This is a genomic window from Pseudomonas sp. MN1F (genome assembly GCF_009391885.1).
Lineage (GTDB): Bacteria > Pseudomonadota > Gammaproteobacteria > Pseudomonadales > Pseudomonadaceae > Aquipseudomonas.
The window spans coordinates 84,767-96,903 of sequence record NZ_VZII01000008.1; the positions used below are offsets into that span (position 1 = coordinate 84,767).

The window sequence follows — 12,137 nt, forward strand, 5'->3', positions numbered from 1 at the left end:
TCAGCCTCCCTCTGGGCTACGTTTAAGCTGCATGCGGGCGGCCGCCTTGTCGGCCAGCCATGCCCAGCCAATCAAACCGAGGCCAGCAGCCATGAATGCGGTGGGAACATGGATCAGGGCGATGCCGGCGACCAGCAGTGCAAAGCCCACCAGGCCGGCAACCCACGCAGCGATTGCAATGGTGTTCAAACCCCTACTCCTTCGTCGTAAATGGAACTGCCGCTGCTGCCAGAGGACACAGCACCGCTGATACCGGTGGCCATGATCGCGGCGATGATGCCGTCGATGCGGCCTGTGGCTTTCGCCTTGTCGGCCTTGCGATTGTTCGCGGGGTCGGAAACGATCACCGCGTTACCGGCGCACCAAGTCATTACCGGGTTACCATCGTGTCGCAACGACTCCACCACGGTGGCTGGTAAGCCATCGTCGAAGAACTCTGCCGAACCGCCCTCTTCCTCCGAAGGCAACTCGAGCATTCCAAGTAGGCGCCGCTCGAATTCGTCAACCGCAGGGCCCATGTCTTTGAAGCCTTGCCCAAACTCCACCAGTTCCGGCAGCGAGATGTCGTACTCGGTCATCAACTGCCGCATGTCCTCGATGCGCCAACGGTCATAGGCAATCTTGTCCACCTGGAAGTAGCCGCAGATGGTCTGCATCCGCCGGAGCACATGCAGCTTGCTGATGGCCCGGCCGGGTGTCGTTTCGAGATCCCGCGATTTGACCCATGCCGCGTAAGGCACCTTGTCGCGGGCTTCGCGCTTGTCCAGCTCGTGATCAGGAATCCAGAAATAAGGGAGTAGTCGCCAATGCGGATCCTCATAAGTCGGGTAAAACAACAGAACGAACGACGTCAGGTCTGTTGTGCTGGATAGGTCCAGGCCCCCAACACAGGGGCGGTTGCGCAGCAGGGACATCGGGACGCGCTCTTCGGCCTGGCTCCAGACATCCCAAGAAATCCACGGCGATTCAGCACCGGTCCATTCGCAGAAGTTGAGCCGGCGTACCATTGCCTCCTTGCTCGGCATGCCTCGGGCCTCTGTGACCTGCTCACGCAGGTACTTGATACCCGGCAAATCGGCGTCCTGCAGCGATGGATTGGATTTGAACCAGCAGCTTTCGTCCTGAATCGGATCATCGCCCTCGTCCAGCGAGCAGATATAGGCAAAAAAGCCGTCATCAATAAGCGCTCCCGATGCCACCCGAGAGCCGTACTCGTGATACTCCCAGCAAGGCCCACGCTTGTTCGAGCCGCTGTTGGTGATCATGAAAATGAGCGCCTGCTTACGACTCTTGGTGCCGGCGCGCATCATCTCCACGACCATGTTGGTCTTGTGCTCGTGTACCTCGTCGATCAGCGCCATGTGTGGCCTAGGGCCAGACTGGCCATCGTCCGAGCTAATCGGTCGGAAAAATGACCCCGACTTGAGATAGGCCAAGTTCCAGATGTTCTGGCCGGTGCCGCTGCAGACTATGCGCTTCGTCAGCTCTGGCGATTGCTGCACCATCGCGACAGCATCCCGGAAGAGGATCATGGCCTGGTCTTTTTTAGTAGCAGCAGCGTAGATCTCGGCGCGCGCCTCGTTATCCGCGATCAGTCCAGTCAGTCCCACCCCCGCAGCCAAAGGCGACTTGCCCGACCCCTTCCCGCTCTCGACGTACACAACCCGGAAGCGGCGATACCCATCACTGGCTTTCCACCCGAAGATGCTGCCAACGATAAATTTCTGCCAAGGCAACAGTTCGAACGGCAGACCTTCAAACTCACCACCATTGAGCTTGAGCACGGTGCGGTAGAAGCGTATAGCCTTGTTGGCAGCCGCCAAATCCCACGTCAGGCCGCGCTTTGGCCCTTCCTTCAAATCCCGGAGGTGGCGAGCGCATGCATTTCGAATGTCTGGCCCGGCTAACCGTTCACCAGAATGCACTTCTCTGGCGTACTGAGTCGCTGGGTCTTCAACCGAAGAACTCCGCGAACTGGTCTTCTTTTGGCTCATCGTCTTTTACTTGAACCTTGGATCGGGCGGCCGGTGTGAGACCGAATTCGACTAGGTAGCTTTTGAAGCGGCGGTCAACGTCGGCAAGCATGGCGACAGCTGGGTTTGCCTTGAGGACCAACTCACCCTGTGTGCTGGTGGTTTCGTAGGTGCGCCCCTGCGTGCAGACCAATTCGCGGAGAGCAAGAATCTCGGCATAGCAATCGCAGAGTCGTTCGAGTGCAAAGCCATCGGCTTCTGTCAGAACACCCATCCGGTCAAGCAGAACTGTGAGGCGCCCCCAAGCCACCTGGCCTTCGGTACTCAAATGGTCCGGGGCGCTTGGGATACGCTTGGCTGGCTGGGGTTCGTTCTTGTTGATCGGCCGCTTACCGGGGTTCCCTCTGACAAGCTTCAGCTCCGTCGGTGTGGGTCGTCTCCCGGCCATAATTTCCTTCCAAAAAAATCATTTCATTTCGCGGTTTTGCACACGAAGGAGGGCGAACGGTCAGGAAAGGTTTCAGGAGAAACATTTTCACCCCCCCTACCTTGGATCATGGGGCCCCGCAGCGCCCGGAGGCTTTCAGGAAGGCCGATTCCAGTGGTGCCGTGGGTCCAGCGGCCTGCCGCTGACATCGCACCCAACCTCGCGCCCTGACTTCTCCAGGCGCTGCTTGTAGGAGCTGTGACAGTTGGTGCACAGTGATTGCCAATTGGTCCGATCCCAGAACAGGGTCATGTCACCGCGGTGAGGTTTGATGTGGTCGACGACGGTGGCCGGCTTGTTGATGCCTTCCTGATTGCAGCGAACGCACAGAGGATTCTTGCGTAGCCAGCCTTCGCGCGCCTGCTGCCAGCGGTAACCATAAGGCTTAACGGTCTTGCCCGTGTCGGCGGTGGGCATACGTCAGCCCTCCGCCTTCCTGCTCATGAATCGGTCTGAGTACTCGCGTAGCTTCTCGACCCCCATGAATCCGACCATGCAGCCAGCGAAGACCGACAGGTTGGGTGGCAATGCGAAGTACTCCAGTACGGGTAGCAAGCTGATTGCGATAAGGCCGCAAATGGCGCCTTCGAGGACCACCTTACGCCCTCGCCCCCCGCCGTAGATCACGCGACACATCGCAACAGCTGCAGCAATGCCGCCGGTATAAATCTGGGGCTGGTGCGCGACCAGCCAGGCGAACGCAGCGGCCCACAGGCCAGGATCCTTCTCGGGCATATGGGTCATCTCTACTTCTCCCCTTAGGGAGCCGGAAACAAAAGCCCCACTAATCAGCGGGGCTCGATGAATAAGATCAATTTTTTGTGAGAGCAGTGCTCAACTAAGTCGCTGTCGCAATCGCACTATTTAATGCTCTTTCCCGACTCAAGTGCCAAAACGTCCCATGCGTTCATCGCATAGCGCTGGATACTTGGATGCGCACAACGTGCACGAATACCTCCATGCCGATCTAACTCATGGGTTAGACCTTTGTCGAAATCTACACGTACAGTCGCAAGATAATCCTGCACCCTTTTTTGTTTGAGTACACCAGCGATTGCAGACGCATGCTCCTCGGTCGTACAGACACAATAGACTTCGGTACCGTCAATAACCTTCCAGAAAGACGGCGGAACGGTAGGGGAAACCATCTGTCCCGCTAGGTGTTGCTCTGAAACATCCAACTCTACAACTGAAACAGCCATCTTGATCTCCTGTTGGGCTCAGGATGATCGTACAACACATTCTGTAGCGGGAATAAAAAAGCCCAGCTTTATGGCTGGGCTTTTTCTTGAGTCAGTCCTCAACACGCGCAGAAATGACAGGATGGAGATAATTTCGCTCAGTCGCTCACTGATGTCAACAGGCAATCATGCAGCTTCTTTCATCAGCAGCCCCTCGGCTTCCAAAATCACCCGCACTTCTGCCAATGCGTCGTCGATCATGCCGTCGAGCTTCTCGTTTATCTCCAGTCTCCAGCGCCGCCGCGTCGACTCCGGCGTGGCGTCGAGATCCCAGGTATTCATGTCGTAGAAGCTGTCAGGCAGGATAATCACATGCTCTTCAAATGCCTCGATGCGCTTCCGCGCAGCCTGGCCAGCAGCCACCGCAGCATTGACTGCGGCCTCGCGGCGCCACGACGACGCATCGAGCGGGATATCCACCGACACAGATTGCGGGGCCTTGCGGCGTGCACCTTTCAGTTTCGGGATCGCCCAGGCGGTCACCGCCTTGTAGATGAACAACGCCGGCGCTGGGCTCGCGATCAGTGGCCTTACCAGCGTGATGGCCTGCACCTTCTTCGCCTTGTTGGTGCTGTACTTCGCGACCAATGCATCCCAGTGCCTGCCCTTCAGCATGTGGTGCAGACGTGCCGACAGCCAGTAGTCGACCTGCGTTCGGTCAATGCCACCCGATCGACCGCCCAACGAAGCCAGGCAACCACCCTCTTCCTCTGCCGACTTGTACAGCTTCTGCCAGGCCTGGGCCTTCGCAGATCCCTTCTCGCCCGCCGCCAGAGCGGCAACTACTGCACCCGAAACGCTGCTGTAAACCATGGTCCTTCCCCCTCAATCCCCGGTGTAGTTGGTGCCGCCGGCGCCGCGCCGGTTGCTTCCCTGATATGTCGCCTCAGGCCCGGATGCCTGAGGGTTCTTCAACTGCTCGATCTGCCGGAGCGCTGCCCGAAGCCTCATGCTGAGCTGGGTCACCAGTTCATCCAGGGCCAGGGCCTCGCCTGTTGCAGCCGCCACAAAGCCCGAGGCATGGCAGTGGCCGCATGGCAGTTCGTGAAACACACCCTCAGTGACCGCTCTCCCACGGCACAAAGGGCACTGAGCCAACTTGATCGCAGCCTTCTTGAAGGCAGGGCCATGGCTCTTCCTTGTCACTTCGAATCCTCGCTAATTACAAATTCGGCAAGGTGGCTGGAAGGCTTGTGTTCCAATGGCTCGCCCGAATTCTGTGAAATTTCGGATAAGGCCTTGGTAAGGCCGTGAATGGCACCAAAGCCGATGCCGTCTAACCAGGCGTGCCACTTCTCCAGGGCTACCCGGCGCTGCTGCATGGCCTGGGTGTGGATGTAGGTGCTTGCGATCTTGCCCAGTGTGTGGTTCAGCAGCATCTCGCCGATGTGGCCGTCGATGCCGAGGTCGGTCCAGGTGGTGCGGGACACCTTGCGCAGGTCGTGACTGGTCCACTCGCCCTGCCCCAGTCGGGTGAACACCATGCTCGCCTGGGTTTCGCTCAGCGGCACCCCGCGCCGGTTCGGGAACAGGTACACGCCCTCGTAGCCCCGGGCCTGCTGAATCGCCCGGTACCGGACCAGCAGCGCCTTCACCTGGTCGGTCAGCGGCAAGCGGTGCTCGGTGCGAGTCTTGGTGTTGGCAGCGGGAATGAACCACTCGGCCGCGGCGAGGCTGATCTCGCTCCAGCGCGCCATGCGGGTCTCGCCGATCCGGGTGCCGTGGGCCAGCATCATCAAGGCCAGCATGTCGTCGCCCGGCTCCGCGTCGAAGGACTTGGCCAGCTGCCGCATCAGCTCAGGCAATTGCACGTCACGCAGGCGGGCTGCCTTGGGCAGGATCTTGGCCTTGGTGAAGTCGTTGAAGCGCATGCCGGCCATCGGGTTGCGGTCGATCAACCCCAACTGCAGGGCCTGGCGGAAGGCGGTCAGCAGCAGCGCGAACATCTGCCGCAGGTAGGACAGCGACACTTCGGCCTGGCACGGCCACAGCAGGTGCTTGTCCAGCACCTCGGCATTCACACCGGCCACGGCCAGGTCATCCAGGCGCGGCTTCAGGTGCTGGGTAATGGCGGATCGGGCGCCGGCCTTGCGCTTCGCGGACAGCGAGCGGTCACGCACCATTCGGTCGCCGTACCAGTCCAGCAGCTGACCCACGGTGGCCATGCCCGACACCACCGGAGCGGTTGCCGGGTCGCGCAGCAGGCGCTGACGCAGCGCGGGCAGCTCAGCAATCACCGCCGCCACGGTCAGGTCAGGCCAACGGGCGACCGGCACCCACTTCTTGCCGCGCACCAGGTGCCAGGTACCGCGCTCACGATTACTCCAGAAGCGCAGGTACAGGCCAGGGTGACGCGGGTCGCGCAGGTCGCGCACCGACTTGTCGGCGGCCTGCCGGCGCACTTCGGCCTCGCTGAGCTTCACTTCCCGGGTCGCGCTCATGCAGCCACCGTGGTAGGCAGCAGCAGGTAGGCGCGGATGGCCTCGACGGCGTCGATGTTGCCGCGGCAGACAATGGCCAAGTAGCCCTCGTCGGCCAGGGCCTGCAGGTAGGCGTCCTGACTGGGCGAGACCGGCGCATCGAACGGCGGCATGGCCTTGAACTCGATGTAGAGACCGAAGTATCCGCCGCGAGCCATCGGCAGTACCAGGTCGGGAACGCCGGCCTTCACGCCCTGCCCCTTCAGCTTGGCGGCCACGGCCTTGACCCGGTGCCCACCGTTCGGGACGTGGTAGATCAGCTTGTAGGCCTGCGGGTAACGCAGCTGCAGCTCCTGCATCAGCGCGGCCTGCTCCTGCCCTTCCCGGTCGACGGGCTTGGCGCGGGCCGGCTTGGCCTTGAACGGGCGAAGGGCGGGAGCATTCATGCGACCAGCACCCCCTCGTTCAGCAGCATCGCCTGGGTGCGCATGACGCCCTCGGCGTGGTACCGGCGTGCGGTGTCTCGATCCACGGCTTGGCTGCGCCCATCACAGGCATCGTGGCAGGCGCTGCAGGACCAGGCGCCCTGCAGGTCGTGCGGCTTCTTGCCCACGCCGCAGGTTCCCGCGAGGCGGTAATGCGCAAGGACGGTAGTCTCGGGATTGCCGTTGCACACGCCCGGGATGCGCACCTGGCACTCCCGGCCGCGCGCGGCCTTGGTCAGTTTGCTTTGACGCACGTTCAGGACTCCTTTTCGCCGCGGTGCGATTCCCACTCGAAGGGCACAATCACCCCTCCGCCCTCGCGAAGGCGGTCGTAGCAGCGCTCGCCCATGGCATGGCGCAGCTGGTCCCGGTCGAGGTTGGAAATCACCACCGTTGGACGCATCTGCTCATAACGCCCGTTGATGATCGAAAACAGGGTGGTCAGCTCGAATTCACTCGGCTGTTCCTTACTCGCGCCGACCTCGTCCAACACCAGCAGCGACGGCTCGATAAGGCTGGACAGGATGTCGGCCTCGGACTGTTCGCTGTGGCGGTCGTAAGTGGCGCGGATGGACTGCAGGATCGCGCCCACCGTGCGATACACAGCCGTCGCCGACGTGTTGCGCATCAGCTCGTTGGCCATACCGGCCCCCAGGTGGGTCTTGCCGGTACCGACATTGCCCAGCAGCATCAGGCAACGCCCGGTACGCTCGATCTCCTCGAACGCGGCCACGTAGCGCGTGCAGTAGGCCAAGGCCTTGCGCTGGCCTTCGTGCTCCACGCGGTAGTTGGCCAGGGTGCGCTCGGCGAATCGCTTCGGGATCAGCGCTGAACCCAGCTTGCGGGTCATGGCCTCGCGCTTCAGGCGGGTTTCCTCGGCCTGCTGCTTGGCCTGGCGCTCGGCAATGGCGACCTTTTCGCACTCAGGGCAGCGGCCAACAATCTCGCGGCCCATCAGCATGGTCACCCGCTGTTCGAAGTCGCCGTGATGCTCGCAGTGCGCAGGTTGAACGCGGAAACCGGCGGCGTTTCGCACGTCGGACATGGTAATCACCGATTCAGATCGCATAGGTGCCGTCCTCACGCTCGGCCAAGCCGGCGGTGTAGTCGCGCTCGTTGAAGCCGTGGTGACGGCTGTTGGGGTTGGCAGGCATCTGGGTGCCGATGCGCTTGGTGACCCACTCCACTTCGAAGCCGCGCCAGCCGTTCTCGACGGCGATTTCCAGGGCTTGAGCTGGCTGGATGCCGAAGGCCTTGCACTGCTCCAGCTTGACGTTCAGGCCTGCCCAAATCCGGGCGGTCACTGGAGCCTTGGCGGCTTTCCGGACAGTCAGGTAGTCAGCAATCAGCGATTCATCGAGGCCGTGAGGATTGTCAGCCAGCATGGCGGCCTTCCCGAACGGTGCTTTGCGGTCAGCTTTGGCTGGAGCCGGCTGCTCATCGCTGGGGGGGCATGTATTTTCTTCCGAAGGAAGAAATACATAGGGGGTTAGATTCTTAGAATAAAGAAGGGAGTCGGCGGTTTTGGTCTGTTTCGACTCGGAGCCGATTCGGACCACTTCAGCCGAGTCGGCTGTTTTGGTCTGTTTCGGATCAACATAGATCCAGTCCTTCGGGTCATTCACACCGATGTCACCCCGAGCACCACCCTCGCGGAACAGGACACGGCGACGCAGCAGGCTGGAAACAGCCTTGGACACGGTGTCAGGGTGAGCGTGGATGGCTTTCGCGATGTCGGTAGCCGGGATACGCTGAGCACCAGCACCGAAGTTGATAGTGGCCTTGGCCACGTACAGCACAATCTTCATCTCCCGAGCTGGGAGATCGATAGCCAGCAGGCCATCCATGAGCTGGTTGTCCATCCGGGTGAACCCCCTGGACTTGTCAAGTGGGACGATGTTTGTCATGCTTAAACCTGTTCAAATGCTGTAGAGAAAGCCGCCCTGCCAGGCGGTTTTTTTTCGCCCACAATTCGGGCGTTATGAGTGTCCGGTGCATCCGTGGTAGCTTTTTGCTTCCACACAACAAGGTCCAAGGAGACCGGACATGAGCGATGAGAAAGTGGTCACTCCGTTTGAAATTGGCGTTCTGGCGGCAATGCAACTGCTCGGGAAAGCTGTTGCAATGAATCCGAACCTGAACATTGACGAATTTCGAGCTGATGCGGACCGCCTGATGGCAGCGATGCCGAAAGATCCGAAGTGGCAAGGAGGCGACCTTGGGGTTCACCAAGCCGCTCTGGACTCGCTGCTTCGCGGCATTGATAAAGTTCAGCGGTAGAAATCTGGGCGGCGAGGTAGGCGAGCTTTTCTTTTACACCGCCGTCCACTGGATACTGCTTGTCCATCTGCTCTCTCCTACTGGTTAAATTCACAGCTGGTTCAGATCACTACTGGCTCAGGGCCAGGTCACGCATACTTCTTCCTGTCAGGCAGCTGATCTGCCCTTTACCGGCTGACAAAGCTCTTTGGCCGTCACAGCGCCCTGGGTGAGCTCTTCCGCAAGAAACGCCCGTTTGGCACTCATGGTGTGAGCACCAGTGGACCAATACGAAACAGCGGCCTGGCTTACGCCAAGAGCCGCAGCTGTCTTCGCTTGCCCGCCAAAGAAACCGACGAGCTTTTCGATGGGGGTCATGGATTTAACTCCTGATAAGCGTGCTTATACTGTATGAATAAGGAGCCTTATTTGCAAGCCTATAAGTTGCCTTATAAATTCCACGCCATGGATACCCTCGCAGATCGAATCAAGGCAGCCCGCAAGCATGCGCAGCTGACCCAGCGCTCCCTGGCCGAAAAGGTCGGTGTAGAGCAGCCCGTCATTTCCCAGCTGGAAACCGGCAAAAACCTTCGAAGCGTTCACCTGACCAAGATCGCCCAGGTGTGCCGCGTAAGCCCCCTCTGGCTGGCGGAAGGGCTTGGCCAAATGGACCAGGCTGAAGCACAACCAGCAAATCAGCCAGTCAGTCACGAGCTGGAGCTGCTTGGAGAGCTGTCGGCCTGGGACGAAGGCGATCCGCTTGATGATGATGATTGCGAAGTGCCCTACTTCGCTGAAGTTGAGTTTTCAGGTGGCAACGGAATGACCGAAGTAATCGAGGTCGCGAACAGGAAGTTGCGCTTCAGCTGCGCAACGCTTCGCGCCGCCGGGGTCGACAAGAAGAGCGCTGCCGTAGCGCGCGTAAAAGGCCGCAGTATGGAGCGCCTTATCCTTGATGGAGCTGCGATCGGCTTTGATATGAGTGACACGTCGATCATCGACGGTGAGATCTATGCGTTCAACCACGGCGGAATGCTGCGCACTAAGTACCTCTATCGGCTGCCGCAAGGTGCAATCCGCATCAGCAGCGAGAACGACGACGAGTACCCAGACGAAGTGATGTCTGCCGAGCAATGGCACGAAGAAGTGCGGATGCTTGGTCGCGTATTCTGGTGGTCTACCGTTCGAAGATCTCCTCGGCGCAAGTAACCGCCCCCTCCTCCCCTTAAGCCCGCTCATGCGGGCTTTTTCATGCGCGCAGGAAAATTTATAAGCATGCTTATTGACAGGAAAGATAAGCGTACTTATATTTCCTCCATGCCGGATCGATACCGGCCAGCAACGAAGGCAGCGATGGACAGGCCTCAACGGTCCAGAGGGGTGGCAACTGCCCCGGGCGTGCAGCGTAAAGCGCCAATGCAGTTTCTCAGCGGGGAGCTCCGCGGCTGGGTGGAACAAAACGAGTGCGAACTGGACTGGGGCCAGGTGGTAATCAAGGCGCACAAGAGTTTTTCGGTCGACGCCAGTAGCGGACCGAAAAATGGAAAGCATCACTGAAGCGCCCGGCCCACCGGGCGCTTTGGGATGCAGACCACGCTTAATCAGCGGCGCCTGCCCAGGCCTGGCGCCCCACCTCTTACAAAGTGAACGCTCGCAAATGGGGTCGAGTGGTCAGGACCTGACGGCAAATAGGTCTGATCCAGATCCTTTGAGCACATCTTGCAGAGCGTTGGAGGCCGCTGCCAATCTGTATGAATCTTGAATTCTGCCTTGCACCGCCAGCAAATTTTTTCGATCCATTTTGAAGTGGTGCTCGGCTGTTTCGACTTTGGCGCTTTCAGGGACCAATTCGCCTTTCCCGCCTGCTTGTTGGCTTTGATAGCCGCCTTCGCTGCCGCTCTTGACGCCTTACGACTCTGCTTTTGGGTCTGAGGCCCTTTGCCGAGTTGTTGTAGCTCAATGATTTTATTGAGAAGTGCAAACTCGGCTCGGAGCTGGAGCGTCAGCTCATCCAGCCCTGGCTCGGCACACTTCTTTCGATCTTCGGCGCCCATGAGGACCCCCTATCCCTGACCATCCTGCGAGAGTAGCAATCTGCCTGCATATCACGCCAGCTATCCGAGATTCCTTATGGACACGATCACTATCGGCGCATGGATAGGCCATCTCGGCCGAGGCCTGGCGCCTCGCGAACTGCAGTGCCTTCTGGAAGTAGCCCAGGGCTTCACCACGAAGGAAATCGCCAAGCACTTCGGCATCAGCGAAAGCGGCGTAGAAAAGCGCATCGGTGACGCAATGCTGAAGCTCAAGGTTGCCCGGCGCGCCGCGATGGTCGCCGAGGCAATGCGTCGCCAGATCATCAGCCCGCTCTGCATCCTGCTCGCCAGCCTCATCGCCGTGCATGCAGTGATCGACGACAGCGACCCGATGCGCCGTGACCGCCGCGCCCCTGAGCGCCGCACGGCCCAAGTTCGAATCGTTCGCAAGGCCGAGGCCTTCGAATACCACGCCTGACCCTACCGAGGATCACCCCATGCAGACAGCAATGCACCCTGCTTTCGAGCAGAAGCTTGCCGTGCTCGCGGCCCTGCTCGAGCGCAGCAAGTCATTGAGGGCCGAGGCGCACGCCAAGGTCGGCCAGCCAGCTCCGCGCTACCAGGCCTCGGGCAAGGGTAAGACGTGGGATGTGGTCGAGATCGCCACCGGTGCCGTGCACGGCTTCGCCTTCAGCTACCGGGCCGCGCTGCGGTTCGTGGATGCGATGGAAGCCGGGGCGGCCAGCAAAATAGGCACACGGCAATGAGCAAGCGCAAGCCCCACAACATGCGGGCACGCCTGGAGCGGACCTGCAAGGCGCTGGTCTCGGCTAACCACGCCGCTGTCGTGAACATCGACCCCAGCGGCCAGCAGGTGCTGATCAACTGGAAGAACCTCAAGCAGATCCGCGTGCGCCAGGTTGTCGACGCCGTCTGCGACATCCCGCATCGCTGGACCATTTACCTCAGCGTGCTGTGCCGGACAGAGTTCGGCGAGCGCTACAACAAGTCGGTCGAGGTCGCGCCGCAGGGCAACTACAGGGCCGAACACCTGACCGACGTGATCGAGGCGACCTACTCCGACCTCCGGGCCACGGCCAACCCCAATCACCTGGTGGCGTCCGGCTGGATCGCCATCCCTACCGACACAACGCTCGACGAGGCGGAGGCCGCCAAGATCTTTGCCGCTGTCGGCGCCTGGAATCAGCAGAGAGCAGCTTGAAAGGCATCAGCGCA

Annotated in this window: 20 protein-coding genes; 5 read left to right on the forward strand and 15 right to left on the reverse strand. The window is 60.3% G+C overall.

The features are described 5' to 3' along the window. The 13 genes from F6X59_RS04965 to F6X59_RS05020 all read right to left on the reverse strand — a co-directional run bounded on the left by F6X59_RS04965 (position 1) and on the right by F6X59_RS05020 (position 8,513). Positions 1-189, reverse strand: coding sequence for a hypothetical protein (locus F6X59_RS04965; RefSeq protein WP_152954972.1), 189 nt, complete (start codon positions 187-189; stop codon positions 1-3). Next, entirely contained in the window at positions 186-1,994 is a 1,809-nt protein-coding gene (locus tag F6X59_RS04970; RefSeq protein WP_152954973.1) for a terminase large subunit, read from the reverse strand. Before F6X59_RS04970 ends, F6X59_RS04965 begins: the two co-directional genes overlap by 4 nt. Beyond that, a complete protein-coding gene (locus F6X59_RS04975; RefSeq protein ID WP_256669069.1) occupies positions 1,954-2,301 on the reverse strand; it encodes a phage terminase small subunit P27 family in 348 nt (115 codons plus the stop codon). Before F6X59_RS04975 ends, F6X59_RS04970 begins: the two co-directional genes overlap by 41 nt. A 255-nt stretch (positions 2,302-2,556) precedes the next feature. Beyond that, entirely contained in the window at positions 2,557-2,877 is a 321-nt protein-coding gene (locus F6X59_RS04980; RefSeq protein ID WP_152954975.1) for an HNH endonuclease, read from the reverse strand. 3 nt (positions 2,878-2,880) lie between these two features. Next, entirely contained in the window at positions 2,881-3,204 is a 324-nt protein-coding gene (locus F6X59_RS04985; RefSeq protein WP_152954976.1) for a phage holin, lambda family, read from the reverse strand. A 116-nt stretch (positions 3,205-3,320) separates the two neighbouring features. Further along, positions 3,321-3,662, reverse strand: coding sequence for a hypothetical protein (locus tag F6X59_RS04990; RefSeq protein ID WP_152954977.1), 342 nt, complete (start codon positions 3,660-3,662; stop codon positions 3,321-3,323). Between the two features lie 165 nt (positions 3,663-3,827). Next, complete coding sequence (locus F6X59_RS04995; protein ID WP_152954978.1) at positions 3,828-4,514, reverse strand: hypothetical protein; 687 nt, start codon at positions 4,512-4,514, stop codon at positions 3,828-3,830. A gap of 12 nt (positions 4,515-4,526) precedes the next feature. Then, positions 4,527-4,847: a hypothetical protein gene (locus tag F6X59_RS28595; RefSeq protein ID WP_372240304.1), complete on the reverse strand. Its 321-nt coding sequence runs from the start codon at positions 4,845-4,847 to the stop codon at positions 4,527-4,529. After that, on the reverse strand, positions 4,844-6,142 hold the full coding sequence (locus F6X59_RS05000; RefSeq protein ID WP_152954979.1) for a site-specific integrase: 1,299 nt from the start codon (positions 6,140-6,142) through the stop codon (positions 4,844-4,846). Before F6X59_RS05000 ends, F6X59_RS28595 begins: the two co-directional genes overlap by 4 nt. Next, positions 6,139-6,567 (reverse strand): VRR-NUC domain-containing protein, encoded by a 429-nt coding sequence (locus F6X59_RS05005; protein WP_152954980.1) that lies wholly within the window; start codon positions 6,565-6,567, stop codon positions 6,139-6,141. The genes F6X59_RS05000 and F6X59_RS05005 overlap by 4 nt, the downstream gene beginning before the upstream one ends. Continuing rightward, on the reverse strand, positions 6,564-6,860 hold the full coding sequence (locus tag F6X59_RS05010; RefSeq protein WP_372240305.1) for a DUF1364 domain-containing protein: 297 nt from the start codon (positions 6,858-6,860) through the stop codon (positions 6,564-6,566). The genes F6X59_RS05005 and F6X59_RS05010 overlap by 4 nt, the downstream gene beginning before the upstream one ends. A gap of 2 nt (positions 6,861-6,862) precedes the next feature. Then, positions 6,863-7,675: an ATP-binding protein gene (locus tag F6X59_RS05015; RefSeq protein WP_152954981.1), complete on the reverse strand. Its 813-nt coding sequence runs from the start codon at positions 7,673-7,675 to the stop codon at positions 6,863-6,865. Then, entirely contained in the window at positions 7,665-8,513 is an 849-nt protein-coding gene (locus tag F6X59_RS05020; protein ID WP_152954982.1) for a replication protein, read from the reverse strand. Before F6X59_RS05020 ends, F6X59_RS05015 begins: the two co-directional genes overlap by 11 nt. Positions 8,514-8,652: 139 nt before the next feature. Between F6X59_RS05020 and F6X59_RS05025 the strand changes: the two genes are divergently transcribed. Beyond that, the gene (locus F6X59_RS05025; protein WP_152954983.1) at positions 8,653-8,886 is read left to right on the forward strand and encodes a hypothetical protein; all 234 of its coding nucleotides are present in this window, start codon (positions 8,653-8,655) and stop codon (positions 8,884-8,886) included. A 147-nt stretch (positions 8,887-9,033) separates the two neighbouring features. Here the strand turns inward: F6X59_RS05025 and F6X59_RS05030 are convergent, their stop codons facing one another. Then, entirely contained in the window at positions 9,034-9,243 is a 210-nt protein-coding gene (locus F6X59_RS05030; protein WP_152954984.1) for a Cro/CI family transcriptional regulator, read from the reverse strand. A 51-nt stretch (positions 9,244-9,294) separates the two neighbouring features. Between F6X59_RS05030 and F6X59_RS05035 the strand changes: the two genes are divergently transcribed. Further along, positions 9,295-10,074 carry a helix-turn-helix transcriptional regulator gene (locus F6X59_RS05035; RefSeq protein ID WP_256669070.1) on the forward strand — a complete coding sequence of 260 codons (780 nt, stop codon included), beginning with the start codon at positions 9,295-9,297 and terminating at the stop codon, positions 10,072-10,074. A 392-nt stretch (positions 10,075-10,466) separates the two neighbouring features. Here F6X59_RS05035 and F6X59_RS05040 read toward each other — a convergent pair whose 3' ends face one another. Beyond that, on the reverse strand, positions 10,467-10,919 hold the full coding sequence (locus F6X59_RS05040; protein WP_152954988.1) for a hypothetical protein: 453 nt from the start codon (positions 10,917-10,919) through the stop codon (positions 10,467-10,469). Between the two features lie 76 nt (positions 10,920-10,995). Here F6X59_RS05040 and F6X59_RS05045 point away from each other — a divergent pair, with 76 nt between their 5' ends. From F6X59_RS05045 to F6X59_RS05055, 3 genes are read left to right on the forward strand one after another with little or no spacing between them, the layout of a single operon-like run. Beyond that, positions 10,996-11,379, forward strand: coding sequence for a helix-turn-helix transcriptional regulator (locus tag F6X59_RS05045; RefSeq protein WP_152954990.1), 384 nt, complete (start codon positions 10,996-10,998; stop codon positions 11,377-11,379). A gap of 19 nt (positions 11,380-11,398) precedes the next feature. Next, positions 11,399-11,668, forward strand: coding sequence for a hypothetical protein (locus F6X59_RS05050; RefSeq protein WP_152954992.1), 270 nt, complete (start codon positions 11,399-11,401; stop codon positions 11,666-11,668). After that, a complete protein-coding gene (locus tag F6X59_RS05055; RefSeq protein WP_152954994.1) occupies positions 11,665-12,123 on the forward strand; it encodes a hypothetical protein in 459 nt (152 codons plus the stop codon). The genes F6X59_RS05050 and F6X59_RS05055 overlap by 4 nt, the downstream gene beginning before the upstream one ends. The last annotated feature ends 14 nt before the right edge of the window (positions 12,124-12,137 follow it).

Excerpts from the sequence above, each read along its gene's own strand:
- F6X59_RS04970 (WP_152954973.1), bottom strand. The coding sequence starts at position 1,994 with ATGAGCCAAAAGAAGACCAGTTCGCGGAGTTCTTCGGTTGAAGACCCA.
- F6X59_RS04980 (WP_152954975.1), bottom strand. The coding sequence starts at position 2,877 with ATGCCCACCGCCGACACGGGCAAGACCGTTAAGCCTTATGGTTACCGC.
- F6X59_RS04985 (WP_152954976.1), bottom strand. The coding sequence starts at position 3,204 with ATGACCCATATGCCCGAGAAGGATCCTGGCCTGTGGGCCGCTGCGTTC.
- F6X59_RS04990 (WP_152954977.1), bottom strand. The coding sequence starts at position 3,662 with ATGGCTGTTTCAGTTGTAGAGTTGGATGTTTCAGAGCAACACCTAGCG.
- F6X59_RS04995 (WP_152954978.1), bottom strand. The coding sequence starts at position 4,514 with ATGGTTTACAGCAGCGTTTCGGGTGCAGTAGTTGCCGCTCTGGCGGCG.
- F6X59_RS05000 (WP_152954979.1), bottom strand. The coding sequence starts at position 6,142 with ATGAGCGCGACCCGGGAAGTGAAGCTCAGCGAGGCCGAAGTGCGCCGG.
- F6X59_RS05005 (WP_152954980.1), bottom strand. The coding sequence starts at position 6,567 with ATGAATGCTCCCGCCCTTCGCCCGTTCAAGGCCAAGCCGGCCCGCGCC.
- F6X59_RS05015 (WP_152954981.1), bottom strand. The coding sequence starts at position 7,675 with ATGCGATCTGAATCGGTGATTACCATGTCCGACGTGCGAAACGCCGCC.
- F6X59_RS05020 (WP_152954982.1), bottom strand. The coding sequence starts at position 8,513 with ATGACAAACATCGTCCCACTTGACAAGTCCAGGGGGTTCACCCGGATG.
- F6X59_RS05025 (WP_152954983.1), top strand. The coding sequence starts at position 8,653 with ATGAGCGATGAGAAAGTGGTCACTCCGTTTGAAATTGGCGTTCTGGCG.
- F6X59_RS05030 (WP_152954984.1), bottom strand. The coding sequence starts at position 9,243 with ATGACCCCCATCGAAAAGCTCGTCGGTTTCTTTGGCGGGCAAGCGAAG.
- F6X59_RS05040 (WP_152954988.1), bottom strand. The coding sequence starts at position 10,919 with ATGGGCGCCGAAGATCGAAAGAAGTGTGCCGAGCCAGGGCTGGATGAG.
- F6X59_RS05045 (WP_152954990.1), top strand. The coding sequence starts at position 10,996 with ATGGACACGATCACTATCGGCGCATGGATAGGCCATCTCGGCCGAGGC.
- F6X59_RS05050 (WP_152954992.1), top strand. The coding sequence starts at position 11,399 with ATGCAGACAGCAATGCACCCTGCTTTCGAGCAGAAGCTTGCCGTGCTC.
- F6X59_RS05055 (WP_152954994.1), top strand. The coding sequence starts at position 11,665 with ATGAGCAAGCGCAAGCCCCACAACATGCGGGCACGCCTGGAGCGGACC.